General features: G+C 64.5%; 27 protein-coding genes and 1 pseudogene. 23 read left to right on the top strand and 5 right to left on the bottom strand.

What is annotated here, in order from left to right:
* Positions 1-327: 327 nt before the first annotated feature.
* From ACSQ2B_RS25445 to ACSQ2B_RS25410, 8 genes are all read left to right on the top strand, one after another.
* Positions 328-1071 (top strand): hypothetical protein, encoded by a 744-nt coding sequence (locus tag ACSQ2B_RS25445; protein ID WP_436054211.1) that lies wholly within the window; start codon positions 328-330, stop codon positions 1069-1071.
* Between the two features lie 4 nt (positions 1072-1075).
* Positions 1076-1516, top strand: coding sequence for a hypothetical protein (locus ACSQ2B_RS25440; protein WP_436054210.1), 441 nt, complete (start codon positions 1076-1078; stop codon positions 1514-1516).
* On the top strand, positions 1513-1764 hold the full coding sequence (locus ACSQ2B_RS25435) for a hypothetical protein (RefSeq protein WP_436054209.1): 252 nt from the start codon (positions 1513-1515) through the stop codon (positions 1762-1764). The genes ACSQ2B_RS25440 and ACSQ2B_RS25435 overlap by 4 nt, the downstream gene beginning before the upstream one ends.
* Before the next feature lie 288 nt (positions 1765-2052).
* Positions 2053-3156, top strand: a complete 1104-nt coding sequence (locus ACSQ2B_RS25430; RefSeq protein WP_436054208.1) for an IS1595 family transposase — start codon at positions 2053-2055, stop codon at positions 3154-3156.
* Positions 3157-3491: 335 nt separating this feature from the next.
* Positions 3492-4550 (top strand): HWE histidine kinase domain-containing protein, encoded by a 1059-nt coding sequence (locus ACSQ2B_RS25425; RefSeq protein WP_436054207.1) that lies wholly within the window; start codon positions 3492-3494, stop codon positions 4548-4550.
* Complete coding sequence (locus ACSQ2B_RS25420; protein WP_436054206.1) at positions 4543-4962, top strand: response regulator; 420 nt, start codon at positions 4543-4545, stop codon at positions 4960-4962. Before ACSQ2B_RS25425 ends, ACSQ2B_RS25420 begins: the two co-directional genes overlap by 8 nt.
* A 260-nt stretch (positions 4963-5222) precedes the next feature.
* Positions 5223-5567, top strand: coding sequence for a recombinase family protein (locus ACSQ2B_RS25415; RefSeq protein WP_436054205.1), 345 nt, complete (start codon positions 5223-5225; stop codon positions 5565-5567).
* Between the two features lie 18 nt (positions 5568-5585).
* Entirely contained in the window at positions 5586-5828 is a 243-nt protein-coding gene (locus tag ACSQ2B_RS25410; protein WP_436054204.1) for a helix-turn-helix domain-containing protein, read from the top strand.
* Between the two features lie 136 nt (positions 5829-5964).
* Here the strand turns inward: ACSQ2B_RS25410 and ACSQ2B_RS25405 are convergent, their stop codons facing one another.
* From ACSQ2B_RS25405 to ACSQ2B_RS25395, 3 genes are all read right to left on the bottom strand, one after another.
* Positions 5965-6480 carry a thermonuclease family protein gene (locus ACSQ2B_RS25405; protein ID WP_436054203.1) on the bottom strand — a complete coding sequence of 172 codons (516 nt, stop codon included), beginning with the start codon at positions 6478-6480 and terminating at the stop codon, positions 5965-5967.
* Between the two features lie 907 nt (positions 6481-7387).
* Complete coding sequence (locus ACSQ2B_RS25400) at positions 7388-8413, bottom strand: replication initiator protein A (protein ID WP_436054202.1); 1026 nt, start codon at positions 8411-8413, stop codon at positions 7388-7390.
* A complete protein-coding gene (locus tag ACSQ2B_RS25395; RefSeq protein ID WP_436054201.1) occupies positions 8410-8631 on the bottom strand; it encodes a ribbon-helix-helix domain-containing protein in 222 nt (73 codons plus the stop codon). Before ACSQ2B_RS25395 ends, ACSQ2B_RS25400 begins: the two co-directional genes overlap by 4 nt.
* A gap of 441 nt (positions 8632-9072) precedes the next feature.
* Here ACSQ2B_RS25395 and ACSQ2B_RS25390 point away from each other — a divergent pair, with 441 nt between their 5' ends.
* The 15 genes from ACSQ2B_RS25390 (at position 9073) to ACSQ2B_RS25320 (ending at position 23081) form a co-directional block, all read left to right on the top strand.
* Positions 9073-9729: a lytic transglycosylase domain-containing protein gene (locus tag ACSQ2B_RS25390; RefSeq protein WP_436054297.1), complete on the top strand. Its 657-nt coding sequence runs from the start codon at positions 9073-9075 to the stop codon at positions 9727-9729.
* A gap of 80 nt (positions 9730-9809) precedes the next feature.
* The gene (locus ACSQ2B_RS25385; protein ID WP_436054200.1) at positions 9810-10109 is read left to right on the top strand and encodes a hypothetical protein; all 300 of its coding nucleotides are present in this window, start codon (positions 9810-9812) and stop codon (positions 10107-10109) included.
* On the top strand, positions 10084-10413 hold the full coding sequence (locus ACSQ2B_RS25380; RefSeq protein ID WP_436054199.1) for a TrbC/VirB2 family protein: 330 nt from the start codon (positions 10084-10086) through the stop codon (positions 10411-10413). Before ACSQ2B_RS25385 ends, ACSQ2B_RS25380 begins: the two co-directional genes overlap by 26 nt.
* 66 nt (positions 10414-10479) lie before the next feature.
* Complete coding sequence (locus tag ACSQ2B_RS25375; RefSeq protein ID WP_436054198.1) at positions 10480-10815, top strand: type IV secretion system protein VirB3; 336 nt, start codon at positions 10480-10482, stop codon at positions 10813-10815.
* Positions 10808-13207 carry a VirB4 family type IV secretion/conjugal transfer ATPase gene (locus ACSQ2B_RS25370; RefSeq protein ID WP_436054197.1) on the top strand — a complete coding sequence of 800 codons (2400 nt, stop codon included), beginning with the start codon at positions 10808-10810 and terminating at the stop codon, positions 13205-13207. Before ACSQ2B_RS25375 ends, ACSQ2B_RS25370 begins: the two co-directional genes overlap by 8 nt.
* A 23-nt stretch (positions 13208-13230) precedes the next feature.
* Positions 13231-13932 carry a type IV secretion system protein gene (locus ACSQ2B_RS25365; protein WP_436054196.1) on the top strand — a complete coding sequence of 234 codons (702 nt, stop codon included), beginning with the start codon at positions 13231-13233 and terminating at the stop codon, positions 13930-13932.
* Positions 13932-14165 carry an EexN family lipoprotein gene (locus tag ACSQ2B_RS25360; protein ID WP_436054195.1) on the top strand — a complete coding sequence of 78 codons (234 nt, stop codon included), beginning with the start codon at positions 13932-13934 and terminating at the stop codon, positions 14163-14165. Before ACSQ2B_RS25365 ends, ACSQ2B_RS25360 begins: the two co-directional genes overlap by 1 nt.
* A gap of 13 nt (positions 14166-14178) precedes the next feature.
* Positions 14179-15159, top strand: a complete 981-nt coding sequence (locus ACSQ2B_RS25355) for a type IV secretion system protein (RefSeq protein ID WP_436054194.1) — start codon at positions 14179-14181, stop codon at positions 15157-15159.
* 408 nt (positions 15160-15567) lie between these two features.
* Positions 15568-16248 carry a virB8 family protein gene (locus ACSQ2B_RS25350; RefSeq protein ID WP_436054193.1) on the top strand — a complete coding sequence of 227 codons (681 nt, stop codon included), beginning with the start codon at positions 15568-15570 and terminating at the stop codon, positions 16246-16248.
* Positions 16245-17099 carry a TrbG/VirB9 family P-type conjugative transfer protein gene (locus ACSQ2B_RS25345; protein ID WP_436054192.1) on the top strand — a complete coding sequence of 285 codons (855 nt, stop codon included), beginning with the start codon at positions 16245-16247 and terminating at the stop codon, positions 17097-17099. The genes ACSQ2B_RS25350 and ACSQ2B_RS25345 overlap by 4 nt, the downstream gene beginning before the upstream one ends.
* A gap of 1 nt (position 17100) precedes the next feature.
* Positions 17101-18357 carry a type IV secretion system protein VirB10 gene (gene virB10 / locus ACSQ2B_RS25340; RefSeq protein ID WP_436054191.1) on the top strand — a complete coding sequence of 419 codons (1257 nt, stop codon included), beginning with the start codon at positions 17101-17103 and terminating at the stop codon, positions 18355-18357.
* Positions 18354-19361 carry a P-type DNA transfer ATPase VirB11 gene (virB11, locus tag ACSQ2B_RS25335; protein ID WP_436054190.1) on the top strand — a complete coding sequence of 336 codons (1008 nt, stop codon included), beginning with the start codon at positions 18354-18356 and terminating at the stop codon, positions 19359-19361. The genes virB10 and virB11 overlap by 4 nt, the downstream gene beginning before the upstream one ends.
* On the top strand, positions 19327-21273 hold the full coding sequence (locus ACSQ2B_RS25330) for a type IV secretory system conjugative DNA transfer family protein (protein WP_436054189.1): 1947 nt from the start codon (positions 19327-19329) through the stop codon (positions 21271-21273). The genes virB11 and ACSQ2B_RS25330 overlap by 35 nt, the downstream gene beginning before the upstream one ends.
* 18 nt (positions 21274-21291) lie before the next feature.
* The gene (locus tag ACSQ2B_RS25325) at positions 21292-22656 is read left to right on the top strand and encodes an LPD7 domain-containing protein (protein ID WP_436054188.1); all 1365 of its coding nucleotides are present in this window, start codon (positions 21292-21294) and stop codon (positions 22654-22656) included.
* 71 nt (positions 22657-22727) lie between these two features.
* Complete coding sequence (locus ACSQ2B_RS25320) at positions 22728-23081, top strand: helix-turn-helix domain-containing protein (protein ID WP_436054187.1); 354 nt, start codon at positions 22728-22730, stop codon at positions 23079-23081.
* 812 nt (positions 23082-23893) lie between these two features.
* Here ACSQ2B_RS25320 and ACSQ2B_RS25315 read toward each other — a convergent pair.
* Positions 23894-24256: a hypothetical protein gene (locus tag ACSQ2B_RS25315; protein WP_436054186.1), complete on the bottom strand. Its 363-nt coding sequence runs from the start codon at positions 24254-24256 to the stop codon at positions 23894-23896.
* 111 nt (positions 24257-24367) lie between these two features.
* Positions 24368-25723: pseudogene (locus tag ACSQ2B_RS25310) on the bottom strand (hypothetical protein); the annotation flags it as partial.

Below are 25723 nucleotides of genomic sequence, written 5' to 3'. Positions count from 1 at the left end.
TCCTCTCCAGCTCCGAAAAGCTAGCATGGGTGTCCACCAGACCGGGGGAGGATCACATGCGCCGGAACGATCAGTGGCGCTTTGGGCGCTCGCTCTCGCGCGAGCCAGGTCGCCCGCCTCTCCACATCCCATCGAAGCTCGCGCCACCAGCGGCTCCGCTCAGCTGCCGACCGCTCCAAAAGGACCGCCAGCGCAAGATGGTGCATGGCGCGTCGTCGGTGGCGCTTCCCAATAACCCGCGTGTTGTGAGCTTGATTTGCCCCTGAAGTGTCGTTATAAACGACAGGACCAACCGGCATAGGCCGAGCGGTATTCGGAAGGACCGACATGACCAATCCCGATGAAAGTCAGAACAATTCTGTGGTGCGCTGGGGCCTCGATGTCGCAGCGTGGCTGACCGTAGGCGTTTCCATCTGGTTCGCCTGGTACGGGCTGCATGTGGACCCGGCAAACCGGGTCTATGAGCTGCCGTGCATCGTACTTTGCGTGGCGGCTCTCGTTTTTCTCTGGGCTGGGCTCGTCGTCTATCTCGCGGACGACGGCACGGGCGCGCCGCTCGGGGAGATTGAGATGTCGAACTGCGCACTGGCGGTGATCATGGTGGCGACGTTTTTCAGCGTCGTTTGGGCGGAGAGCGCGGCAGGCTCGAAGTTCGACGCCAATGGCGACCAGCGCCTGGTGGCGTCAATTTGGTGCGAGTCCCGGGTGTTGGACTCTGTCGGACAGACGGCGGCGTGCGTGGATCGCGTGAGTGGCCGGGTCACCACCTTCGGTCACCGCGGGATCCCGCCTGTATTCGTTCCAGAAGCCCTGCAGCAGATGCGTGCTCAAGCTTTTGCCTGGCTCAAGAAGCCCCCAGAAACCACCCTTGAGTACCTAGGCCAACAGAACGCGCAGGCGGCGTTGGACGCCTATCAAAACAGACTGGCCCAGGCCGCTCGTGACGCGTCTATGACGATGCAAGCACCGCGCTATATTGGATTTGACGGCTGTATCTATACAATTGCCCGCAACGGTAGAGCGAAGCCTGCCCATCGCCCGGATGGTGGCCCCTGCAAGGGAAGGACCTAGGACCATGACGCGCCTCGGATTGGCCCGCCTCGGCTTCACCGCCCTCGCAATCTTAGGCTTGGTCGCCTTCTTCGGATCGGGGATCGCGCGTGTAGTTTGGGGTGCGCTCAGCCCAATCCACGACATCACCGACGTCGACCTGCGAGATCGCGTTCTGTCTCCGATCGCAATGTTTGGCGGGGCGGCCGCTGTCATCGGAAGTTTGGGCGTCCTCTTCACCTCGAGGGGCCGGTATTGGAAAGCACTAGCGCTTTCGGCGACCGCCCTCTGGCTCGGGCTGTATGGCGCCCTGCAGGTGAGCGATCCGGCGGTTCGCGCCGCTCCATTTGAGCACCCCGCGTCCTTCGCGCTGTTCGCTCTTTTCCTCGTCGGGCTTGTTGGGGTCGGCGTCTTCACATGGCGCGCGGCAAAGGTCTCGAGCAGCGGTGCTCATCCGCTCCGATGAGTGATCGTCCAACCTCCACGAGCCAACTCTCCGATCTTGCCCGCGAAGTGTACGGCAGCGAATGGGCCGCTCAGCTCGGCAGGTTCACGGGCACCAATCCGCGGACCTGCCAGCGCATTCGCCAGGCGGATGCCGAGGGGCGGGAGTATCCCGGCGCCAAGGGTGTTCTGGCCGCCTTCGCCGAGGCTTTGGGGATAGCCGCCGAACGGGCCAAGGAAGCCGTGGAGAGGGGGGAAGTCTCCCCCTGAGCCGGAGCCGCGTGCCGCGTCTCCGTCTACCCCCTCAAGCGGGGGAAGACCCCCGCAGGCTGTGCAAAAACTCGTCGCACGCGTGCCTGAGGCTAGTCTCTTGCGATCATGGCGTTCCGATAGGCGGACCTTCCGGCGCCTCGTCAACGGTTCCCGCAGGGCGGACTCCTGAGTTCCCGGCCCGTTCTTTCTTAGCGTACGCGGCCCTTATCAACCAAAGACAGCGATTCCTTGCTGGATAAGGCGAAGCAGGCGATTCTGAAGTCGGCGACGTTTGGGGGTAGGCCGATGTCGGAACAGGTCCGGGAATTTCTCGCGCAGATTGAAACGGTGGACGACATGGTGGCGGCGTTCGCGGACGAAAACCGCTGTCGCCGGCTGCTGGAGGCGATGGTCTGGTCGCGCGGTCGGGTCTGTCCGGCCTGCGGCTACAAGAAGTCGATCGCCATAGCGGATCGCGAGATGGGGCCCTTCCGAGCCCGGCCTGGTCTGTATCAGTGCTCGAACGGGGCCTGCCGCTTCCAGTTCACCGTCACCACGCGCACGCCGCTGCACGCCACCAAACTGCCGCTGAGCGTCTGGCTGAAGGGTCTGTGGTTCATCCTGCAGTCCGACAAGGGCGTGTCCTCGCCGCGGCTGGCCGAGGCGCTGGGCGTCAGCCAGCCGACCGCCTGGCGCATGGGCCACGCGCTTCGGCTTTTGGTGGCGGCGGCCGATCCGATGGAAGGCGTCCTCGAGGTGGACGGCTTCTACTTCGGCGGCCGTCGCCCACGCGATCCGGACCGGCCGCATTCGGGCCGCGGCGGCAAGGGGTTGCCGCGAACCAGCAAGACCCCCGCCTTGGCCATGGTCGAACGGCCGCAAAGCCGCGAGCCCGGAGCACCGGCCGGCCGCGCCGGGGCGGCCGTTATTGAGGACCTCTCGGCAAATGAGGCGGAGCGGGTGTTGGAGGCGGCGGCGGCCCGCGAAGACACGCACCTGATGACCGACGAGTGGAAGGCCTTCGCGCCCCTGGGCGCGGCAGGCTTCTGTGCCCACGACACCGTGCGGCACAGCGGCAGCGAGTACGCCCGCGGGATCGTCCACACCAACTCCGCCGAAGGATTCAACAACCGAGTCCGGCGCACGATCGCCGGGGTCTTCCACCACATCAGCCCCAAGCACGCCGATCTCTATTTCCACGAGATCGGTTTCCGCTGGTCTCAGCGGGTGGTCGCCGGTCAGACGGTGCGGCGGTCGCGGAAAGGCCGTGAGACGGCGCAGACGGTCTGGACCCGGGTCGCGCCCGCCCTACAACTTCCCGCTGTCCTCGCCCACGCCGTCGGCCGCCAAATGCGGCGCACCAAGGACGGCGGCATCAGCATCCAATCGTCCATCGCTGTCTTTGGTTGATAAGGGCCGCGTACGCTCAGCGCACTTTCTTGCAGTGATCCCTTGATGAGCGAAGCTTACGGCCTCTCGCACAGCCTGGCGGGAGCCTATGCAGAAAACTCGCTGCAATGAGACAGATGGGGTCATCCAACGCCAGGCCCACGATCCAGCTTTGCGGCAGCCCTAAGCGCCCGGCGTTGTGGCGCGCCGCCGATCCTGCAACCATTGCGCGAAATCAATCGTTGACACCTGGCGGATGGAAGCCTCTGTCTCGTCGTCGGTCGTAGTTTGTGAACGCGAGGCGACGAACCCGCTGCTGAGCTTCTGGCTATCGACAAAAAGATCGGGCTCGTCCCATGCCGAAGATCGCCCGAAAGTCCGCCGACCAGAAACGGGCCGAAGCGACAGTCGAGGGCTTTCGGAGGGACCTTGGCCCGTTCGTCGTGGCGGCCGAGACCACGCGAATGCCCATGGTCTTCACGGACGCCAAGGCGCCCGGTCACCTGATCATCTTCGTCAACGACAGCTTCCTCGCCTTGACCGGCTACGCCCGGGAGGAAGTGCTGGGACAACGCCTGGACTTCCTCTCGGCCCGCAGCGGCGGCCCCGGGGCCCCGAGCCAAGTTGAAGACGCGTTCGCGGCCGGCGCCGAAGATGACATGGAGAGCCATTACCGTCGTAAGAACGGCGAGGTGTTCCGGGCGGCCCTCTTCTTCAGCGCGGTGCGCGATGAGGCGGGCGATGTTGTTCAGAACTTCATCTCACTGGTGGATCTTTCCAAGCATGAGCGCGAGGAGGAGCGGCTGCGGTTCCTCCTCGATGAGTTGAACCATCGCACTCAGAACACCCTGGCCAGCGTGCAGTCCATCGTCCTGCGGACCTTGCGCGGGCACGCCGACCCGAGCCTGATCGATACCCTCGAGCGGCGCATCCTCGCGCTCTCCAAAGCCCACGGCTTGCTGGGACGAGATAATTGGGACGCTGTGCTCCTGCGCGACGTCCTCGACGAGATCATGCGGCCGATCGACTGGAACGGCCATTCGGCCCCCCGCATCTCGCCCGAAAGTCCCAACGTTCGCCTCTCGCCGAAAGCTGTCCTCAGCCTTGCCCTGGTGCTGCACGAGATGGCCACCAATGCAACCAGCCATGGCGCGCTCTCCAACGGCTCCGACGGGAGGGTCGATGTCGATTGGGGCATGGTGCCGACGCCCAATGGCCAACGGATGCGGTTGCAATGGCGCGAAAGCGGCGGACCGCCGGTGAAACCGCCGACGGAACAAGGCTTCGGTTCCCGCCTGCTGCAGGGCCCCTTGGCGCAGGAGCTGCACGGGGAGGTTAAGCTGGACTTCGCGCCGGCTGGCATGGTCTGCACGATCGTCATGCCAGTCTCCAAGGAGGCCGCGCATGATGCATAGCCCCCTCTCCGGCCGCCGCGTCCTCGTCGTCGAGGACGAAATGCTCGTGGCATTGCTTCTCCAGGACATGCTCGCCGATCTCGGTTGCGTGGTGATCGGGCCAGCCGCGAGCGTCGACGAGGCCCTGTCGCTGATCGAGACGCAGTTCCTCGACACCGCGGTGCTCGACGTGAATCTCAGCGGCCAGATGAGCTACCCGGTGGCGGACGCCTTGCTCATCCGCCACGTGCCCTTCGTCTTTTCGACCGGCTATTCGTCGAACAGGCTGCAGGAAGGCTATCGGACGCAGCGCGCGGTGCAGAAGCCGTATCACATGACCGAATTGCGCAACGCGCTTGCGGACGGGTTGGCGCAGGCCAAGTCCAGCGCCAACATTGCGCCGGGAACAGGGCCGGCTGACTTGGCGGCTTAGCCTGGAGCTCGGCCGCAGGGGCAGATGGCCAGCCACCACGCTCTGCATCCACCTGGGGCTAAGTCCGGCGGACGTCGGTAACGCAAACGTCCGATTAGGGTCGCGAACTTCCCCGCGGTGGCTGCCGGACTCCGGACATCGGCAGGGCAGGAAAGCGCTCCCTCCCCTGCCCGCCGGCGAGAGCGGCCGCCCAATCAGCGAAGGTCCGCAACGGATCGAGGCTGTGTAGCAAGGGGGTATCGCACATGATGATCGGGTACATGCGTGTTAGCGCGGCCGACGAGCGGCAGTCGGTCGACGTGCAGCGTGACGCCCTGGTCGCCGCCGGTGTCGACGAGCGGCATCTACATCAGGACAAGGCCAGCGGCGCCCGCGACGACCGACCTGGATTGAAGGCTTGCCTTGCGGACCTGCGCTCCGGCGACATCCTCGTCGTCTGGAAGCTCGACCGGCTCGGCCGCCCCCTGTCGCACCTCCTTCGGATCGTAACCGAGTTGAAGGAGCGCGGCGTTGCCTTCCGCTCCCTCACCGAGCAGATGGACACGACGACGCCGCACGGGGAGTTCTTGTTCAACATCTTCGGCTCGCTCGCCCAGTATGAGTGAGCCCTCATCACCGAGCGGGTGAATGCCGGCCTCGCCGCAGCCAAGCGGCGCGGGCGCAAGGGCGGGCGGCCGCCGTCGCTAGATCCCGAAAAGGTCGAGCAGATCATCGCTGCACTTGACGGCGGCGCCAGCAAGGCCTCCGTCTGTCGGACCTTTCAGGTTCCTCGCTCGACGTTGCTGGACACGCTCGATCGAGTAGGCTGGGTTGGGGCAGGCCATCGACCGCAGCGGGCTAAAAGCTCCACTGAACAGGTCTTCTGACCCCTACTGAAAACGTCTTCTGAAATCGACAGCGGGGTCCCCCAAACTGGGCCGAAAAGAACGAATCACCAACCCAAAGGGGCTGGGGGTGCGGGAAGCTAGACCGCAAGAGCTTGTTCTTTGTTCCTGGTGTGTTTCAGCGCCACTCGGCCTGGGCCTGACCGTGCACGCCGGCGCGTAGCGCAGCGGCGCGGTCCTGAGCCGGACGATAACGACCCTTCGAGAACTCCGGCCAGTCGAGCGCCCAACCGGCCCCCACCATGATCTCAGCCACATCGCGGCCCCATGGATCCACGCATCGAGCGACCAGGCGGTCATAGGATGGGCGGCCGGCTTGGCGGCAGGTGAGCGGATGTTTGGCGACGACCTGGGCGAGGTACCGCGTCGCGGTCGGTCCGTTCGGCGTCGCGGCTTCGGGTGCGTCGATGCCCCAGAGCCGGATCTTCTGGCGGCCGATCCAGAACGTGTCGCCGTCCGTCACCCGCGACACCGGCCCGACGACCGGCGTCAAAGCCGGAAGCGGCGGTGCGGCTTCTCGATAGCCGGCGGCGACCTTCGGACCTGCAAGGGCCAGCGCCACGGCGCCGAAAAGGAAGAAGAGACTGGCGTTCAGTCCAAGCCGACGCCGCCGAATTCGTAGGAACCGGCTCACTGGGCGCAGACCTTCTGCCGCCGGTTCAATGCAGCCCACCTGCGGTTCCTGGGATCCGCGGCGGAAAACGCGAGGCTTTCCTCGGAAAGCCCTTTGCGGCGGTCGTTTCGTCTCAATTGGGGTTTCAGTTCGAAAATTGTCGGAACCGAGACCCTAAGAAAAGCTTGTCGGGCGTTAGCCCGACACCAATTGGGGGATGCCGGGTGGGAGGGTGCGCAGCACCCGGGGCGAAGCCGCGTAGCGGCGTAGCGAGCCGGCGGGGGCGGAGCCCCCAAGAGGCGGCGTGAGGACCTCACTTTGAGGGTCCTCGCCGGTTAAAGAAGACTCTGTTAGATAGGAAAGTTAAGCAGTTAAGGGCTGTGAATAACCGCCTACGGCTTTGACAATACAGGGTAATATCAGGGGCCCGGTTCCTGTTACCCCGTCTTTTGGTTCCTAATACCACGAGTCTCGGTTCCTGTTCCCCCGATGGGATGGGTTCCTAAAACACCGAACGACACGGTTCCTAATACCCCGAGGCCATGGGTTCCTGAAACCCCGAGGTTGACGGTTCCTGAAACCCCGAGTCGCCCGGTTCCTGAAACCCCGAGTCGCCTGGTTCCCAAAACCCCGAGTCGTGCGGTTCCTGATACCCCGAGCCAAATCCGTACCGTCGCCAGGGGGGCGGGTTCCTAAAACCCCGAGTGCCCTCCGATCGGCCAAAGGCAGCCCGGTTCCTAAAACCCCGAGCCCTGTTTTGGCCCGCGCAGGCGGTCTATCTGAGGCCACGCACGTCGCTCTATCGCCAGAGCACGGCGAATCGAGCCCATATCCACGCGCCGCCCACCCGTCCCGGTTCCTAAAACCCCGACAGGTCTGCCCATAGCGCAGATGTTCGCAGGAGGTCGGTTCCTGTTACCCCGATGCCCTATGCAGGCATGACGGCTCGCTTATCGCTGCAGGCCAAGGCGAACTCTTCGGGAGAGAACCCGCCCTCGACCCACGCCGACCAGGCGTCGTCAAAGCCGCGCGGATCCCGCTCAGCATCAATCCATGCGGCCCGGCCGTCTTCTCGGCCGCGCTGACTGGTGTCGGCGCTCTTCCGCTCTGCCGCTTTTTCCTCGAGGAACGCCCGATCAATGAAGAGCACCGCAGGACTTCCGTCCTGCGTCTTCGTTTCGCGCATGGCGTACCGCGGGAGTTCGTCTGACCGGCACATTTCACGGATCCGGAAGGTGAACTTCTTCAACGGCGACTCGCTCCCCGTCTTCTCGTAGAGGGTGGTCATCTTGCAGACCCAGCCGTGGGGCTGTGCGCCCGAGTGTTTGCGCGCCACCCTATAGATGGCCCGCTCGATCCCTCCAGTGAGCAGAAAATACTCCCGATCAAGGGTCAGGATGTTTCCCACCATAATGCCGTCGAGCAGCCAGTCAGGCACTCTCAGCGTCAGCGTTTTCAGTTGTTCGGGATCCTCGGCGCCTTCGCCTTCCCCCTCAATGTCGCCCAGGTAGTGAAAGGCGGTGTAGCGCCTCTTGCCGGCCCGGATGTTCGTCTCAACTTCCGTGGTCCGCAGGCGACGGATCGCCTTCATGAGCTCGACGTAGTCCTGGCCGCCCGTGCTGCGCGCGATCCCGCGCAGCAGCTCATACGGCGTGGTGTGGATCACAGGCCGGATGTCGTTCTTGCCGGCATCCTTCTGGGCGACGATTTTGGAGATGCACCAGATGAGAATGTCCGCATCCCAAATGGTCGCCATCCCGTGCGTCGGGTTCGCGTTCACCTTGATCCAGAGCTTTCCGTCCGGCGTCTCATAGCTGATCGGCTTGTTTCGCTTGCGCTTCGAGATGGAGAAGAACGGGCGCTCCATCATGTCGGTGCTGTCTTTGGGCGCGTAGTCGATCAGGTCCGAGATGAAGAAGTCTCGGACAGGATGGGGATCGGATCTCGTGCTCATCGCTCACCCCGCGCCGGCTTGCCTGCAACGGTCAGCACATGGTCAAGGCCCTCACCGACCAGGGCCTGCACGGTGATCCCCCGTTCGGCGGCTAGGAGCTTCACCGCTCGCGCCAGGTCCGGACTGAAATAGCCGGCGATCATTGTCTTGCCCGCCCGCGCGCGGGTCGCAGTCGCCGCCTCTAACGGCGCAGCTGCGACTTCTCCTACGCCAGCCATTATGCGTCCCCGTGTGCGAAGCCGTGGACGCGTCCACACGTCCACACACCAAGGATGCACGCCTCAACTGAGTCGGTCGAGGGAGGGTGAACCGGCCTGAGCAACGCCACCATTTTAGACACTCCAACGAGGGTTCTCGAAAGCGCCATGGCCACGCTTGCAACGTACCGCTTGCGATGCTGGGTTGCATTGCGTTCCCGACGCATTCCCCGCAAATAGCAGTTGCATCCCGGCAGGTCAGCAGCTTATTGTCGTATTTAATAGGAAATACGACATTTTCCCCCTACGAGGCCGAGCACCAATGGGCGCATGCATCCTACGACTGAATGTCGCCGCATTTGCGCCACTATTTCTAGTTGTATCGATCGGAGCTGGTTATCAAACGCCAGCCGATCAAGGACTTGCCGAGGATTTCGGGTCATTCCGAATTGTGGCGCGCCCGTGATTTTGGAGCTCGCGACCGCTCTGACGCTGGCCCAACAGTGCGCTCCGACCATCGCGCCGGAGACATTGCTGAGCATCGTTCAGGTCGAAAGCGGCTTTAATCCGCTGGCCTTGAACGTGAACGGCGCCGCCGATCCGCGCCCGCCACACACCAAGGCTGAGGCGATCCGAACGGCGGTGGCGCTGATCCGGCAGGGCCAGAACATCGACCTCGGTCTGGCGCAGATCAACAGCAAGAACCTGGTGTGGCTCGGCCTAAGCGTGACCGACGCCTTCGATCCCTGCCGCAACCTCGCTGCGGCCGCCAAGGTGCTCGAGGCCGGCTATGTCAGCGCGGCCCAGCTCGCGCCCCAGCAGCAGGCGCTGCGCATGGCGTTCTCCGCCTACAACACCGGGAGCCACGCTCGCGGCTTTCGCAATGGCTATGTCGCCAAGGTGGAAGCGGCCGCTGGCAAGCTGATCCCGGCGATTAGCGCAAACTTCTGCGATGCTAATGCGACGCATGAGCGACCGCTAGGCGTCCGAGCGGCGCTTGAGGCGGCCGCTGAAAACCTTCAGGAGCCGCCGGCTCCCGAACTGAAAGCCGCGAGCTGGGACGTCTTCGGACGTGCCGGCGGCTCTCGCGTCCATGTGTTCGCCCAGGTGAACCCATGATCGCCATCCGCCACATCGCTCGTGACCACCATCGCCCCGCCGACCTATGGTGCCCCGCTTGTGAGTCTGGGGAGAGCCACATGTCCGACGGGACAATCCGCGAACGTCTGTTGACCCAACTCCGCCCACAAGGCGGAAAGGTTCTCGGCATCCGGATTGTCGAGGCGAATGACAGTACATGGTCCATGTACGTCAAATTGAGCTGGAAACGTGACGAGTTACTCGTCGCTCTTTACCGCTCAACTGAACCGAAGCAGTACAAATCCATTGCTGCTGCGGTCGCCCATTGTCGGGACGCATACCATTACTACGGCCCGATAATTCTCGAAACGGAGAAACAGGAGCCTCCCCCCCATGATGAGCTCACAAGCCATCACTGATACGCCGCCGACCAAGGGACGGATTTCCACCGTCCGAAAGTTCGCCGCCGTCATCTTCTCAACGACCGTCTTCAGCCTCGGCCTTGTCGCACCTGCGGCGGCCCAGAACGTCGAGTCGCTTCTCCAGAACGCCCTTGACCTTCTCACCGGGAATGCGGCCCGCCTCCTGGCCGTCATCGCCTGCGTGGTCCTCGGCATCCTGGCGATGTTCGGCGCTTTCGACTTCCGCCGCATGGCCACTGTCGTCATCGGCATCATCGTCGTGTTCGGCTCCGCCGAAATCGTCGATCTGCTGACCGCCTAAGGACAGTTCCCGCCTGCCGCGCGGCTCCCGGGGGGGCGGCCGAGCGTGTCAGGCGGGACTCCCCTCATGGACGATGAGCGCATTACCGAAGACACGCTGTTTCTGGCCTGCACCCGGCCGGCGATGGTCCTTGGCGTCCCCATCGAGGCGATGGGGGTCAACGTCATCCTCACCGGGGTCACCTACCTGACCGCCGGAAGCCTTCTCTACCTGTCCGTCGGCGTGGTCCTGCACTTCGTGTTCCAGGCCATCGTGAAGCACGACCACAACGCGTTCCGCGTCCTCTTCATGTGGTTCGACACCAAGGGGCGGACCCGGAACCGCGGCTGGTGGGGCGGTAGCTCCCACACGCCGCTCAAGGTTCGCCGTCAGTTCAACGCCAAGGACATTCCGAATGGCTAAGGCCCTGGCCTTGCGCGCGCCGGCCGCCCGCCCGTCCGCCGCGATCCTCAAGAGGGAGACCGAGCCAGGCGATCTGCTGCCCTACGCACGGCATGTTTCCGACTACGTCGTAGCCCTCGACACACGCGCGCTGATGATCTGCTTCAAGCTCGACGGCGCGTCGTTCGAGACCGCCGACGTGCGCGATCTCAACGACTGGCACGCCAAGCTCAACAACGCCTGGCGCAACCTCGCCGATGAGCGGCTGGCCATCTGGCACCATGTGGTTCGGCGCGAGGAGCGCGGCTACCCAGAGGGAAAGTTCGAATCCGCGTTCGCGCGCAAGCTCGACGCTGAATATCGCAAGCGCGTCACCGCCACTCAGCTCTTCACAAACGACCTCTACGTCACGCTCGTCCTTCACCCTGGCCGTAGCGCAGCCGAGAAGGTGGCGGCCTTCCTCGACCGCCTCAAGTCGCGCAGCAAGGCCGGCGCCGAGGTAGACGAAGAGTCGATCCGGCTCTTGGAGGACAAGGGGCGTGACCTGCTCCAATACCTCGGCCGCTACGGCGTGCGCCCGATCGGCCTCTATGAGCACAACGGCCTCTGGTTCTCCGAACCCATGGAGCTGCTGCACCTCGTGCTGACCGGGCGGCCGCAGCGCATCCCGCTCGTGCGCGGCCACCTCGGCAACGCCCTCTATACGAGCCGGGTAATCTTCGGCCGCGAGGCGCTGGAGATCCGCGACCCCGGCGACGAGAAGTACGGCGGGATCTTCGGCGTGAAGGAGTATCCGGCCGCCACGCGCCCCGGCCTTTGGGACGGGCTGCTGAAGGCCAAGTACCCGTTCGTCGCTACGCAATCCTTCGCCTTCCTCTCGAAAGCGTCGGCACGCTCAGTCTTGGAGCGCAAACAGAACCAGATGATCCGGGCGAACGACCGCGCATCGTCGCAGGTCGATGGTCTGGACGAAGCCATAGACGACCTGGTGAGCAACCGCTTCGTCATGGGCGAGCATCAGTTCTCGCTGTTGGTCTACGGCGGATCCACCAAGGAGCTCGCCAACAACATGTCCCTGGCCCGCGCGACCCTGGCCGACTCCGGCCTGGTGGTGGCGCGCGAGGACCTGGCCCTCGAGGCGGCGTTCTGGTCGCAGTTCCCGGGCAACTTCGCCAAGCGGAGCCGGCCGGCCGCGATCAACTCGCGCAACTTCGCCTCGCTCGCGCCCTTCCACACCTACCCGTCAGGTCGGCCGACCGGAAACCATTGGGGTCCGGCCGTGGCCCTTCTGCGCACCTCGGCGCTGTCGCCATTCTATTTCAACTTCCACTCCGGCGACCTCGGGCACACCTTCATCTGCGGCCCCTCGGGCTCCGGCAAGACCGTCGTCCAGAACTTCAAGCTGGCCCAGCTCGAGAAGTTCGGCGTGCAGCGCATCTTCATCGACAAAGACCGCGGCGCCGAGATCTTTGTGCGCGCCTCCGGCGGTGCGTACCTGACGCTCAAGAACGGCGCGCCGACCGGCTTTGCGCCCTTCAAGGCGTTGGAATTCACCCCGTCCAACCTGGTGTTCCTGTCCCAGCTGGTCCGCAAGCTGGTGACGCCCGCGGATCGGCCGCTGACGGTCCAGGAGGAGCGCATGATCGAGGACGGAATCAACGCGCTGAAGCCGATGGCGCCGCATCAGCGCTCGCTCATGGCGCTGCGCCAGCTGCTCGGCCAGCGCGACGCGGAAGGCATCGGAGCGCGTCTCGAGAAGTGGACCCGGGCCGGCTCGTTGGGCTGGGTCCTCGACAACGACGCAGACCAGGTGTCGCTCGATAGCCGCCTGCTCGGCTTCGACATGACCGACTTCCTCGACAACCCGGAAGTCCGCACGCCGCTCATGATGTACCTCTTCCACCGGCTCGAAGCCCTGGTGGATGGGCGCCGCCTCGTCATCGACATTGACGAGTTCTGGAAGGCCCTCGGCGACGAGAGCTTCCGCGGTCTCGCCCAGGACGGGCTGAAGACCTACCGGAAGAAGAACGCCTTCATGGTGTTCGGGACCCAGAGCCCGGCCGACGTCCTGCGCTCCGAAATCTCGCACACGATCTTGGAGCAATGCCCCACCAAGATCTTCCTGCCGAACCCCTACGGGCAGGCCCGTGACTACGTCGACGGCTTTGGCCTCACCCGAGAGGAGTTCCGGCTGATCCGCGAGGAGTTGTCGCCAGAGTCGCGGATGTTCCTTGTGAAGCAAGGGCACAACTCCGTCGTCGTTGAGCTGAACCTCAACGGCATGGACGACGAATTGGCGGTTCTCTCCGGCCGGGCGGAGACCGTCGAGCTGCTGGATCGCATCCGAACCCAGCACGGCGATGACCCGGCCATCTGGGGTCCTGTCTTCCACCAAGAGCGACGGAGAATGTAATGAGAACGCGAGTTATCGCGGCGGTGGCGCTTGCCTCCGCCATTTTTGGGGCGGCTGTCCCCGCTCAGGCGATGGTCGTCACCGATCCGGGCGCCTACGTCCGGATGCTGCAGCAACTCAATCAGGCCCGGGCGCAACTCGTGGAGTTGAAATCTCAGGTTGCTCAGGGCAAGCAGCTCTACGACGGCTTTAACAAGCTGACGCAAATCAACAGCATCGCCAGCGTTCTGAACAACCCGGCGCTGCGGCAGTACCTCCCTGCCGAGGTGCGAGACACCACCAGGCTGCTCAATGGCTCGCTGTCGGACCTGGGCTCCATCGGTACGAGAGCGACGTCGATCCGGAGCGCCAACCGCCTGTTCACGCCGGTAACGACCGGCCTGAGCGCCTCGCAGCAGTACTACCAAGACACACTGGAAAAGTCGGGCGACCTCGCCGCACGCGACATCGCCCTCGGCGAAAGCGCCTTCAAGACGGCGGCCGAACGGCAGGCTGGTCTGGACGAGCTGCGCCAGCGGCTGAGCAGCGCGACGACGGCCAAGGAGGTCATGGACCTTCAGACGCGCATCGCCGCCGAACAGGCGCTCATCAACAACGACCAGATGCAGCTGCAGGGCCTGGCCATGATGCAGGAGGCTGAACGGAGGATGGCCGAGCAGCGCGACCGTGAGCAGACGGCCATGAGGAACCGCCAGACGATGGACGACTACAAGGCGGGCTTCTGATGCGTCCGGCCATCATCCTGACCGCTCTCCTGGCTGCGAGCGCCGCCCTCAGCGCATGCCAGCGTGAGCCCCGGTCAGAACGATATTTCGAGGCGAACCCCAACGTTCGGGCCGAGGTCATAGCCGACTGCAAACAAGGCACGCACCGAGGCGCTGAGTGCCAGTTCGCTCAGCGAGCAGCCGAGACCGCCGCCAATCGCAAAACGATGGAAGATTACAGGAGCGGCTTCTAGTCGCCGAGGACCAATGCCCGCATCAATATTTACGCCCGCCTACGACTATGTTGACGACCGTCTGACAGCCGTTCTCAACACGGGCTTGGGCAACGTCATTGCTGCGGTTGAGGGGCCTCTTCGATTAGCGCTGGTTCTTTACATTGTCCTCTATGGCTATGCGATCTTTCGAGGTTCGATTTCAGAGCCGGTAATGGACGGCGTCGTGCGGCTAGTGAAGTTAGTGTTCATCTATGCCGTTGCGACAACAGTCGCTTACAGCACCTACGTCACTGAACCGCTCTTCAACGACCTGCCGAATTGGCTCGCACAGGCGATTAGCGGAGCCGCCACGCCTTCTGTCGGCGCAGCCTTTGACAGCTTCTTCAATCGCGGCGGCTATCTAGCGACCAAGATTTGGGACAGCGCCTCACTGACCAACCCCGGACCCTATGTGACAGGGTTCGGGGTCTGGGCGATGACGGCGCTAACCTCGGCCGTCGGCTTCGGCATCGTCATGCTGGCCAAGGTCGCACTTGCGGTGCTGGTGGCGCTCGGACCGATTTTCGTGGCCTGTTTGGTCTTCGAAGCGTCCCGCAGCTTCTTCTTTGGGTGGCTCAGGCAGGGCGTGAACTACCTGCTGCTGTTCGCGCTCATCATCACCATTTTCCAGGTCATCCTCACCTTGGTCGCAGACCAGTGGGGCAACATCGACGGGCAGGCGGACCCAAATCAATCGGGACTGCTCTTCATCGCTCTCTGTGCCCTCGGCGTAATCTTCTTCCTGCAGACGCCCAACATCGCAGCGGGCATCGCCGGCGGCGCGGCCGCCGGGATCGGCGACTTCTACAACGCCGGTCGATCGGGCGCGAAGTTCACCGGCGCCGTCGGCATTGGCGCCGCGAAGCTCGGCTACCGAGGCATGCGCGCGGTCGGCTCGCGCATGGGCGGTGGAACGGGCGGCTCTCTTCGCCCGACGTTAACAGCGAACCGCAACGGCCATCCCCGCCGATGACGGTCCCGAACAGCTTCCTTTGAACATCCGAACAATCCGCTCCCCCGGAGAACCTGACGTGTTGCGCACCCTGACCCTTACGGCCTGCGCTCTGATGCTGAGCGCCTGCGCTACAAGCAGCGCGGCGAAGCCGAAGTCCTGCGATGGCAAAAGCCGGCGCCCGGTGAACATCTACGGCTCCGTGCTGCCGGGATCTCCGATCCCGGCCGTGACGGCGCCCGTCCCTGTGCCGCCTGTGGCCGGGCCGAACGGCAAACCCGCGAAGACCGGGAAGTCGTCTGCTGCCGTGACCGTTCCGCCCATCGCGATGGAGACGCCGGCGACGGCCGGCGCTCGATCAGCCGCTAAGCCTCGGAAGGTCTCGGCCCTCGCGCCGGCCTTTCCGAGCTGCGCTTGAGGAGTGCGACGATGGCTGGCGTGTCCACGGACAATCTTAAGGCATACTTCGAGGAAGCCCGTCGCTGGGACCAGGACCGCGTGTTGGCGGCAAACCGCTCGAAGCGGCTGGCCTGGACCGTGGCGAGTGTTTCGGCGGCGCTATCCATCGCAGCCGTGGCCGCGATCGCCGCGCTCGTGCCGCTGAAGACCGTCGAGCCCTTCGTGGTTCGCGTGAACGAGACAAGCGGCGCGGTCGACGTCATGACCGGCCTGAAGGGCGAACGCGACCTCACCTACAACGAGGCGGTCAGCAAATACTTCCTCGGCCAGTACGTGCGAGCGCGTGAAGGCTATTTGCCGGACGCGGCCGAAGAGAATTTCCGCTTCGTGTCGATCAGCTCCACGCCGGATGAACAGCAGCGCTGGGCCGACTTTTACCGCGCCACCAACCCGGAAAGCCCTCAGACCAAGTTGGGCGCCGATGGCGTGGCGACCGTCTCGGTCCGCAACATCACCTTCATCAACGACAAGGTCGCCAACGTGCGCTTCACGCGCACGGTGCGTAAGGCTCAGGACGTCCAGCAGGCCGATTTCATCGCCACGCTGACCTTCACCTACACCAAGGCGCCCATGTCCGAGGCCGACCGGCTGCGCAATCCCCTTGGCTTCCAAGTCCAGAATTATCGCGCCGATCCGGAGATCTCCAAATGATGCGGAAATTGCTCGCGGCCGCGGCCTGCGCGGCGATCGCCGCGGCCGCGACGCCCGTCGGCGCTGTCGACGTGCCGCGCCCCGGCCAGCTCGATCCTCGCGTGAAGTGGGTCAACTACGATCCGTGGCAGGTCTATCGTGTCGTCGGGACGTTCCGGACAGCCACGCAGATCATCCTCGGCCCTGGCGAAGAGATCCAACACGTCGCCTTAGGCGACACCGTCTCCTGGGAGGTCGCGGCGGAAACGAACATTCTGTTCGTGAAGCCACGCGAGAAGGGCACGCCCACCAACCTGATCGTCACGACCAGGCGCGGGTCCGAGCTGCGGAACTACACCTTCGAGCTGGGGATCCGCTCCGGCCCGATCTCCGCCGGATCGCCCAACACCTTCTTCCAAGTCCGCTTCCGCTATCCGGAGGACGAGAAGGCTGCGCTGACGCGCGCGATCGCCAGTCAGGTCGACGCGGTCGACCGCGCGAGGACCGGCTTGATGCTCGACAACGCCGCGATCGAGGGGTCCCGGAACCTGAACTACACCGTCCAGGGCTCGTCCAAGATCCAGCCCTCCGAGGTCTCCGACAACGGCCAGTTCACGGTCTTGCGCTTCCCCGGCAATCAAGAGCTGCCGACCTTCTTCCAGATCCTTCCCGACGGCTCGGAGGGCCTGGTGCCCTTCGACGTGCGCGACGAGTTCGTGGTCCTCCACACGGTCGCCAGCAAGATCGTCCTACGCCGCGGCAAGGAGATGCTTTGCATCTTCAACGAGGCCCCACAGCGGTACGGCGTGACCCACGGGACCAACACCGCCTCCTCCGCGGTCGAACGCACCACGCGCACTCCGGGGCAATGACATGACTGACCTTCACGAGAGCCCCCCGCGCATCACCAAGCCCGCCGGCATCGATGACGAGGAAGAGGTCCGCCGCGACGATCCTTTCGGCCGTCGCCGGGCGATGGACGACAGCAAGGTCTCGCCGGAGCGCCTCGAACCCAACGAGGGCGTCGGCGGCGAGCGGGGGATATCGCCCGTCGCGGGCCGCTTCAGTTCGCCCCAAGCCAAAATGGCCGGCGTCGCCGCCATGGTCGGCGGTGCGGCCCTGCTGCTCGTCCTCTCCTGGGATCGCGGCGACGCCAAGCCGGAAGAGCCGAAGGAGCCGGCGCGCCAAGTGGTCCGCTATGACGAGGTCGCGACCATGCCCCCTCCCCTGCCGCCGGCGCCGACGACCGGTGCAGCCGGCGCGGTTGACCCGCTGACCGGTCAACCCCTGGCCCCCGGTCAGGTCGTGCCCGCCCCTGGCGGCGCGGCGGGATCAGGCGCGGAAGGCGCAGCGGGCCGCGCTCAGCCCCGCGAAACTCTCGCCGACATGACGCGCCGTTCGCCCATGATGGCCTTCAACCAGTCCTCCGGAGCCTCCCTCGGCGGAAGCGGCGGCTATGACGTCGGCGTCGCCAGCGCCGGCAGCGGACAAGTCGCGGCCGGACGGCCAGCGACGGAACTCGACAATCTCCGCCGCGGATCCGCGATCACCAAGGCCCGCGCCACCGCGCTCGGCGACCGCAGCTACATGATCCTCGCCGGCACGCAGATTCCCTGCGTCCTGCAGACCGCCATGGACTCGTCCCTGCCCGGCTATACGACCTGCATCATTCCTCGGGACGTCTACTCCGACAACGGCCGCGTCGTGCTGCTGGAGAAGGGGACCAAGGTTCTCGGCGAATACCGCGGCGGGATGCAGCGAGGGCAACGCCGCCTGTTCGTGCTCTGGACCCGCGCCGTGACGCCTCAAGGTGTCGCGATCGACCTCGCCTCCCCCGGCGCCGACGCCATCGGTCGGGCTGGGTTCAGCGGCGATCTCGACAACCGCTTCTTTGAACGCTTCGGCGGAGCCCTGCTGCTCTCACTCGTCGACGACGGCGTGTATGTGGCCGCCGGCCGGGGCAACGAGCTGCAGAACACCGCGCGCGTGCCCTCAGACGTGGCGGCGGTCGCCCTGCAGAGTTCGATCAACCTGCCGCCGATCCTGCGAAAGAACCAAGGCGAGGACGTCGGAATCATGGTCGCCCAGGACTTCGACTTCTCCGAAGTCTACGGCGTGCAGGCGCGATGATCGCCGACAGCTCCGTCCTTCATCACTACCTGCAGCCGCTCCTGCCGCTGCTCGAGCCGGCCGATGTCACCGAGCTGGTCATCAACCGCCCCGGCGAAGTCGGCGTAGAAGGCGCAAAAGGTTGGCGCTGGCACGAGGCGCCCGAGCTGACGCCGGCGTGGCTCGCCACCCTGGCGACGTCGGCCGCGGCCTTCACGCGGCAGGACGTGAGCGCCGAGACGCCGATCTGCTCGACGGTGCTTCCTGGCGGTGAGCGGTGTCAGATCGTCCTTCCGCCGGCTGTCCCGGCGGACTCCGTCTCCATCACCATCCGCAAGCCCTCGAGCGTCACCTTCGGCATGGACGACTTCACCAGGGCGGGCCTTTTCGAGCACGCCAAGGCGACGTCCGACGAGCTCGCCGAGGAAGAGAAAGAACTGATGCGCCTGCGCGAAGCGCGGGCGTGGCCAGCCTTCTTCGACCTGGCTGTGCGCTCGAGGAAGAACATCCTCATCAGCGGAGCGACAGGCTCCGGCAAGACCACCTTCAGCAAGGGCCTCATCCAGCTCATTCCTGCGCATGAGCGGCTGCTGACGATCGAGGACACGCGCGAGCTCACCGTCCCGCACCGGAACGTGGTTCACCTGATCTACTCGAAGGATCAGCAGGGGCTCGCCAAGGTCGGACCTAAGCAGCTGCTCGAAAGCTCGCTGCGAATGCGCCCTGACAGGATCTTGCTGCAGGAGCTGCGGGACGGAACCGCCTTCTTCTACCTGCGCAATGTCAACTCGGGCCACCCGGGCTCGATCACCACGGTTCACGCCGATTCCGCCGCCCTCGCCTTCGAGCAACTGACCCTGCTTGTGAAGGAGTCCGAAGGCGGTCGCGACCTCGCCCGCGAGGACATTCGCAGCCTCCTGCACCTGCTGGTCGATGTCGTCGTCCAGATGAAGAAGGTCGAAGGCCGCTTCCGTATGACGGAGCTTTACTATGAGCCGCTTCGCAAGCGCCACGCCGGCCGCTAGGGCCGGGATCGTCGCCGCCGCCGCCGTCCTCCTGCTCGGCCTCTGGGCGGTCCTGGCGATGGTCGCCACCATGATTGGCCTGGGTCGCTTCGCGAGCGACCTGGACTTCGTGAGGGTCCCCGGCTGGCTCTGGGCCAATCGCGCGCACCCTCAGGTGCAGCTTTGGACCAAGATTTCCGGTCTGGGCTCCGCAGCATTCATCCTGGTGCTCGGCCTGACGGCCGTGCTCCGCGTTCGCCGGCCTCTGCACGGCGCGGCGCGCTGGGCGAATGAAGGCGAGATCAGGCGCGAGGGAATGCGCGCCAAACACGGGATCATCCTCGGCCGTAAGGGCGCCGGCTATCTCGTCTTCGGCGGCGCCGAGCACGTCATGCTCTACGCCCCCACCCGCACGGGGAAGGGCGTGGGCGTCGTCATCCCGAACCTCCTCAACTGGGCGGACTCGGTCGTCGTCCTCGACATCAAGAAAGAGAACTGGGAGGCCACGGCTGGCTTTCGGGCAAAGCACTGCCAGAACGTCGTGATGTTCGACCCCCTCGATCCGGAGGGCCGCACAGCGCGATATAACCCCCTCGCCTACATCGACCGGTCCAACCCGGTGGAGGCGCTGGACGAGCTGCAGAAGCTCGCCACCATGCTCTTCCCGGCGCCGGAGAAGGGCGACCCCTTCTGGTCCGAAGCCTCTCGAACCGGCTTTGTCGGCGTGGGCGCCTATGTGGCGCAGACGCCGGATCTTCCCTTCACCATCGGCGAGATCTACCGCCAGCTGACCTCCGGCAATCCGAAGACGCGTTTCCCGGCCCTGATGGAAGCGCGGTCCAAAGGAACCGGCGCGCTGTCGGCTGGCTGTGTGAACGCCCTCAACGACTTCTGCTCGGCCTCCGACAACACCTTCGCCGGCATCAAGCAGACCATCACCTCGCGCATGAACCTGTGGCTAAACCCGCGCGTCGATGCGGCGACCAGCGCCAGCGACTTCGATCTGCGCGAGCTGCGGAGTAAGCGCACATCCGTCTATCTCGGCGTCACGCCCGACAACATGGCCCGGGTCGCGCCGCTCTATAACCTCTTTTTCCAGCAGCTGGTGGACCTCAACACGCGTGAACTGCCGGCCGCCGGCCGCCATGCCGTGCAGGTCCTGGTCTTGCTCGATGAGTTCGCCCGCATCGGCCATGCCTCGGTGATCGCCAAGGGCTTTTCCTACGTCGCCGGCTACGGGCTGCGCCTGCTGCCGGTGATCCAGAGCCCGTCCCAGCTGCGGGCCGAGTACGGCCCCGACGTCGCCGAAGAGATCATGACCAACTGCGGCGTCGAAGTCGTCTTCACGCCCAAGGAGCTGAAGGTCGCGCAGGACCTCTCCGAGCGCCTCGGCTACTACACCTATGAGGCCCGTTCGAAGAGCCGGCCGACCTTCGTCGGCGGCGGGAAGCGGACCACGACGGAATCCGATCAGCGCCGCGCCCTCATGCTCCCCCAGGAGCTGATGCAGATGAGCAAGGACGCGCTCATTGTGCTGCGGGGCGGCATAGCCCCGATCCAGGCGAGCAAGATCTACTTTTTCAAGAGCCGCGACTTCACCAGGCGCATCTGCGCGCCGCCTGTTATCTCCGCTCTGCCGGCGATCGCCGCCCTCCCCTCGGAACAATCTAACGCCAGTCGCCTCGAAACGATGGCGGCCGATCTGGCGGCGCTCACGCGCAGCGTCGGTGAGATCCACGCCCGGATCATTACGCGACCGCTGACGGTCAGCGAAGCCGCCGGCGAGACCGACTTGGACCTCGATTCCCTCACGCTGGACGTCGACGTGCTCGATGCGGACGAGCTGCCAGACGGCACGTCCGAGGAACAGTCAGAGCACTGGATCAACCAGTACATCAACTCGAGCCTGCTGCTCGAAGCCACCGACCGCTAACCGCAGAGGAGGTCAGTTATGGCCGACGAAACCGATACGGGCACAGAGCGCACCGTCACCCCTCCTGCACCGCCCCAGGCGACCGCGGAAGCGCCAAAGCGCCGCCGCGGGAGCAGCGAGGTCGAGAACTCCATCGAACCCACTCAGGAGCGCACAGCCGAACGGGCCCCAACCACTGCGGACCCCTCTCGCGACAACAGCCAGGGCGCGCCGCCACCGACCGGGCGCAAGGCCGCGCCCGACAAGGACAAGGCCGCGAACGACGACGATCCCGATCGCTTCTCGGTGCAGCGGGGCGACGTGCCTGACGCTTTGAAGCGCCGCTACTTCTCGGACGAGCCGCAGTTCGCGGCGGAGCTTCGCTTCTACACAGACGCGAAGACCAAGGAGCCGGCCTTCCGCGACACCGGCGACAAGCTCGTCGCTCGTCAGACGAGCGCCGACGTCGTCAAAGACCTCGTCGCAATCGCCGAACATCGCGGTTGGAAAGCGATCGACGTGAAGGGCCAGGAGGACTTTCGTCGCGAAGTTTGGTTGGAAGCCCGCACAGCAGGCCTTGAGGTGCGCGGCTACAAGCCCTCCGAGCGGGACGTTCAGGAACTCGAGCGGCGGCTGAATGCGCGCGACGTCAATTCGCTCGCGCCCAGCCGAGACCGCTATCCGAACGTCGAGACGGCCAACGCCGAACCCACGCGCGGCAAATCCGAAGGGGCGCCGGAGCCCAGCGCTGCCGTCCCCAAGCCGGAGCGGCTGGACTACGACAAGGGTCTCACCGGGAAGCTCGTCGAGATCGGCGAGCAGCCCTACAAGCATCGAGCTGGCCAAGAGCTGGCGCCCTTCGTCCGCGTCGAACAGCCGAGCGGCCGCCAGGTCGAAGTTTGGGGCGTCGGATTGCCGGCCGCCCTGGAGCGGTCGGGCGCGAAGATCGGCGACGACATCACGCTTCGCCGCGACGGCGTCGAGATGGTCAGCAAGACGGTCGAGGTGAAGGACAAGGATACGGGGGAAGTCTCGTTCACTAAGCGCGAAGTGCCTCGCAATAGGTGGACGATCGACGCCGAACGCTTCCGGGACGCGACGCCGACTGAGGCCGCACGGGACCCTGACCTGCGCGATGCACAGAGCCGCCTGGCTGTCGTCGCCGCTGTCGTGAAGGACCGCCATCCGGACGATACCGCCGTCCAAGAGCGGTTGATTGCTGGCGCAAAGGAGAAGATCGCCAGCCACATAGAGCAGGGCGCCAAGTTCCCGCCCGTCACAATCCGAGAAGCAGAGACCGCCAAAGAGCGGTCCCCCATCGAGCGCACCGCGGCCGCTGAAGGCGAACGCGGCACGCCGCCGGAGGTCAATAAAACCGGTCCAGAACGCACCCGAGGGCGTTAGTGGCGAAGCCTCCTCGGCCGACCCGCGAGGGGGGTGTCGTACGTACAACACCCCTCCCCCACCCAATCGACGTGGCGGTTGGCCGCCGCCTGCGGCTCGCCCGCAAGGTGCGCCGGCTCAGCCAAGGCGCGCTCGGACAAGGCATTGGACTAAGCTGGCAACAGGTCCAAAAGTACGAACGCGGGTTCAATCGCGTCTCGGCGTCCGTCCTTGCCGAAGCCGCGATCTTTCTCGAGGTGCCAATCGAGTACTTCTTCGTCGATGTGGAATCCCTAATCACAGACGGACCACCGGACCCGATCGCCATGGACCTGGCGAACGATCCGCGCGCGCTCGCCATGTTGCAGTCCTGGCGAAGCCTTCCCACGGCCAAGCGCAACCTTATCGCGGAACTGATCCACGCCGCGGCCCAGAACCGCGGCTGAGCGGAGAAGGTGACCCGCGATGGCGGGGTCGATGGCTGCGCCGGCGCGAGAAAGGCTCGCACATTTCAGCTGGGACGCGATCAGGCCTGGTTGAGTGAGCTTCACACAGTTCCAGATCCCTAGCCGACCCAAGTCCATTGAGGTAGGCCGACATTCCAGCGGAGAAGGCTTGCGCGCCCTCAGCCGTGGGGCTTTCTGCCGTAAGGCTGCGTCCCACAAGCCTGTCGACGATCTGCGGCGGCAAGTTCACGTTGGTTTCCGGTGCGAGCAGCGAAGGCTCCGCCCGCCTCAGCTTCCGGACGTGTTGCACCTCCAGAGGGGCTGACCCAAGCCTCGTAGCCTACCATAGGTGTAGGGGCTTGCCATAATCGGGGCTCGTGCTCGCAAACAACGGCGCTTCCTGCTCAAATTATCTGCCAGCGGGGCGGGCCACGTACTCATATTATTCGCCAGACTGCTCGCCATCATGGCCGCGCGTTCGCCAACCGGCGTTCGTGCTCACATTGCGCGCCAATAGAATTTCCCGCGTTTACCACGACATGCCGGCCACGCGGAGCTGAGCGGTGAACGCGCGGCGAGATCGGCCGCGAGCGCGCTGGCGAGGAAGTGGCTGCTGTGCGCCACCGGCCAGGAAACCGTCGCCATAAGCCGAACCAAAATAGTGCTCGCGGGTTCGAGGGCAGGCGAGGAGATAGGAGGTTTTGATGCGGATCGCAGCGATAGCCGTAGCGGTCGCGCTCGGAGCCCAGGCGGCCTACGCCCTCCCTATCGTCATCGAGAGCTGCTGTTGAACTCGCTCGCGGCCGGCCTGATCAGAAAACGATGTCGAGGCCCGGCGCATCCGGCGCGGTGGCATACGCTTTCATCGCCTGGTTCAACTGGTCTTGATAGACCTTCAACATTGCGCCCGCATCGCCATCCAAACTTAGGAGACCCGGGTGACCCGCGACCCTTGCAGTGAGCGATTGGATGAGCCCCTGATACTTCTCGCTCTCGGCTTGAAAGTAATTTTTCGTGGCTTGGCCGTGGCCTTTGGTCGGTTTGGGCCCGCCTGTCGGATCAAGATCGGCTACTTTTCGTGTTGAGCCTTGCAGCCTGGCGACGTTCTTGAGGTGTTCGCTCTGGGCGGCCGCCAAATCGGCCCATAGCGTCGGCGACGTTGAGTTAATGTTCATGCGCGTTTCTCCTGCGAGCTGCCGTGCAAATTTCGGGCCGCGTTAAGGTTGAGCGCGTTTTTGACGCGACGAAGCGCCCGTAGCCGCGGCGAAGCGGCTACGGGCAGGTCATCAGAGTCCGATGAATGAGCCGTCGGCGGCGTACGCGCGCTCGATTAGATCGATAGAAGCATTGATGATGCCGACCCCGCTATCAATGAATCCGTCAGCGACGTCGGCATCCGTCGTAATGTAGAGTGTGTCGGTGCCGCTATCGTAGGAAGTAAAGATATCGGACCACGTCGCTGCGGCAGAAATGACAATTTTGTCGCCTGCCGAGGATCCGGTATCCGAAACAAAACTGACGCTACCATCGCTTGCGTTGAAGGTGTCATTTCCTTCGCCACCATAAGCAAAATTGCTCATTCCTTGGAAAGTAAACGTGTCATCGCCATCCTCACCATACATTGTGGCGATGCCAGGTGAGATGAAAATATCATTTCCGCTGCCACCGTAAGCGGTGCCGAGCCACATATGAATTTCGTCGTTTCCAGAGCCTCCTAATATTGTTGAGCCCGCATCTTCGGTTCCTTCGAATACAATGTCATTACCGTTGCCGGCATCAACATAAGCGACATAGGAGGTTGGAATACCGGCATAGGGACCCGTTGCGTAGAGCTGGACGGTATCATCGCCGTCACCAGCAATAATGCTGTCGTTGCCGCCACCACCGCCAAGAAGGTTGGCAAAGGAGTCGCCCGTGAGTGTGTCGGCGTAAACGGAGCCGAGGACGCTGCGGAAGCTGGTAAAAGTGTCCCCGGCGGCATCACCTCCCGAGGCAGTACTTGTCGCCAGATTGACGTTCACGCCCGCGGAGCTCGTGGCGTACCAGAGGTAGTCGCTGCCGCCGCCACCGGTGAACTGATCGGCTCCGGCACCCCCCATGAAGTTCTCGCTGGCTGTCGACCCGACAAGCGTGTCGGCGAAGGCCGTGCCAGTGAACCCTTCGAAGCCCGTCAGTACGTCGTCGTTCGGGTCTCCCGTGTGAACGCCGGTGGAGAGGTTCAGTGAGATCGCCGACGTCGCATGCTCGTACGAAAGGAAGTCGAGCGTACCGGCGCCGCCATCGAGGGTATCAGCTCCCCCGCGGCCTTCGATGAGATCGTTGCCGGCCGCCCCCTGCAGATTGTTCCCACCAGAATCTCCGGTTAGCGTGTCCGCACGGCTACTGCCTTGGTAAATCTCGATTGAGCTGAAGCTGTCCCCGGCGGCATCGCCAGTGTGGACGCCCGTGGTAAGGTTGATAGTCAAGTTCGTGGTCGCATTTGAGTAGCTGGCGGTATCGATGCCGCCTCCGCCATTCAGCGTGTCGGCCCCGGCGGCGCCGATCAGCGTGTCGTTGCCGCCACCGCCTGTGAGGATGTTGGCCAGAGCGTTTCCTGTGCCGGTGAACGCCGCGGCTCCGGTGTAGGTCAGGTTCTCGACGTT

The sequence above is a fragment of the Phenylobacterium sp. LjRoot225 genome, assembly GCF_964252855.1.
Lineage (GTDB): Bacteria > Pseudomonadota > Alphaproteobacteria > Caulobacterales > Caulobacteraceae > Phenylobacterium.
The sequence above is the reverse complement of the archived record's forward strand: the minus strand, read 5'-3'. Positions and strand labels throughout refer to the sequence as shown.

Excerpts from the sequence above, each read along its gene's own strand:
- ACSQ2B_RS25445 (WP_436054211.1), top strand. The coding sequence starts at position 328 with ATGACCAATCCCGATGAAAGTCAGAACAATTCTGTGGTGCGCTGGGGC.
- ACSQ2B_RS25400 (WP_436054202.1), bottom strand. The coding sequence starts at position 8,413 with ATGAGCACGAGATCCGATCCCCATCCTGTCCGAGACTTCTTCATCTCG.
- ACSQ2B_RS25435 (WP_436054209.1), top strand. The coding sequence starts at position 1,513 with ATGAGTGATCGTCCAACCTCCACGAGCCAACTCTCCGATCTTGCCCGC.
- ACSQ2B_RS25415 (WP_436054205.1), top strand. The coding sequence starts at position 5,223 with ATGCGTGTTAGCGCGGCCGACGAGCGGCAGTCGGTCGACGTGCAGCGT.
- virB10 (WP_436054191.1), top strand. The coding sequence starts at position 17,101 with ATGACTGACCTTCACGAGAGCCCCCCGCGCATCACCAAGCCCGCCGGC.
- ACSQ2B_RS25385 (WP_436054200.1), top strand. The coding sequence starts at position 9,810 with ATGTCCGACGGGACAATCCGCGAACGTCTGTTGACCCAACTCCGCCCA.
- ACSQ2B_RS25325 (WP_436054188.1), top strand. The coding sequence starts at position 21,292 with ATGGCCGACGAAACCGATACGGGCACAGAGCGCACCGTCACCCCTCCT.
- ACSQ2B_RS25420 (WP_436054206.1), top strand. The coding sequence starts at position 4,543 with ATGCATAGCCCCCTCTCCGGCCGCCGCGTCCTCGTCGTCGAGGACGAA.
- ACSQ2B_RS25315 (WP_436054186.1), bottom strand. The coding sequence starts at position 24,256 with ATGAACATTAACTCAACGTCGCCGACGCTATGGGCCGATTTGGCGGCC.
- ACSQ2B_RS25425 (WP_436054207.1), top strand. The coding sequence starts at position 3,492 with ATGCCGAAGATCGCCCGAAAGTCCGCCGACCAGAAACGGGCCGAAGCG.
- virB11 (WP_436054190.1), top strand. The coding sequence starts at position 18,354 with ATGATCGCCGACAGCTCCGTCCTTCATCACTACCTGCAGCCGCTCCTG.
- ACSQ2B_RS25375 (WP_436054198.1), top strand. The coding sequence starts at position 10,480 with ATGGACGATGAGCGCATTACCGAAGACACGCTGTTTCTGGCCTGCACC.
- ACSQ2B_RS25370 (WP_436054197.1), top strand. The coding sequence starts at position 10,808 with ATGGCTAAGGCCCTGGCCTTGCGCGCGCCGGCCGCCCGCCCGTCCGCC.
- ACSQ2B_RS25380 (WP_436054199.1), top strand. The coding sequence starts at position 10,084 with ATGATGAGCTCACAAGCCATCACTGATACGCCGCCGACCAAGGGACGG.
- ACSQ2B_RS25440 (WP_436054210.1), top strand. The coding sequence starts at position 1,076 with ATGACGCGCCTCGGATTGGCCCGCCTCGGCTTCACCGCCCTCGCAATC.
- ACSQ2B_RS25360 (WP_436054195.1), top strand. The coding sequence starts at position 13,932 with ATGCGTCCGGCCATCATCCTGACCGCTCTCCTGGCTGCGAGCGCCGCC.
- ACSQ2B_RS25350 (WP_436054193.1), top strand. The coding sequence starts at position 15,568 with ATGGCTGGCGTGTCCACGGACAATCTTAAGGCATACTTCGAGGAAGCC.
- ACSQ2B_RS25395 (WP_436054201.1), bottom strand. The coding sequence starts at position 8,631 with ATGGCTGGCGTAGGAGAAGTCGCAGCTGCGCCGTTAGAGGCGGCGACT.
- ACSQ2B_RS25345 (WP_436054192.1), top strand. The coding sequence starts at position 16,245 with ATGATGCGGAAATTGCTCGCGGCCGCGGCCTGCGCGGCGATCGCCGCG.
- ACSQ2B_RS25430 (WP_436054208.1), top strand. The coding sequence starts at position 2,053 with ATGTCGGAACAGGTCCGGGAATTTCTCGCGCAGATTGAAACGGTGGAC.
- ACSQ2B_RS25330 (WP_436054189.1), top strand. The coding sequence starts at position 19,327 with ATGAGCCGCTTCGCAAGCGCCACGCCGGCCGCTAGGGCCGGGATCGTC.
- ACSQ2B_RS25355 (WP_436054194.1), top strand. The coding sequence starts at position 14,179 with ATGCCCGCATCAATATTTACGCCCGCCTACGACTATGTTGACGACCGT.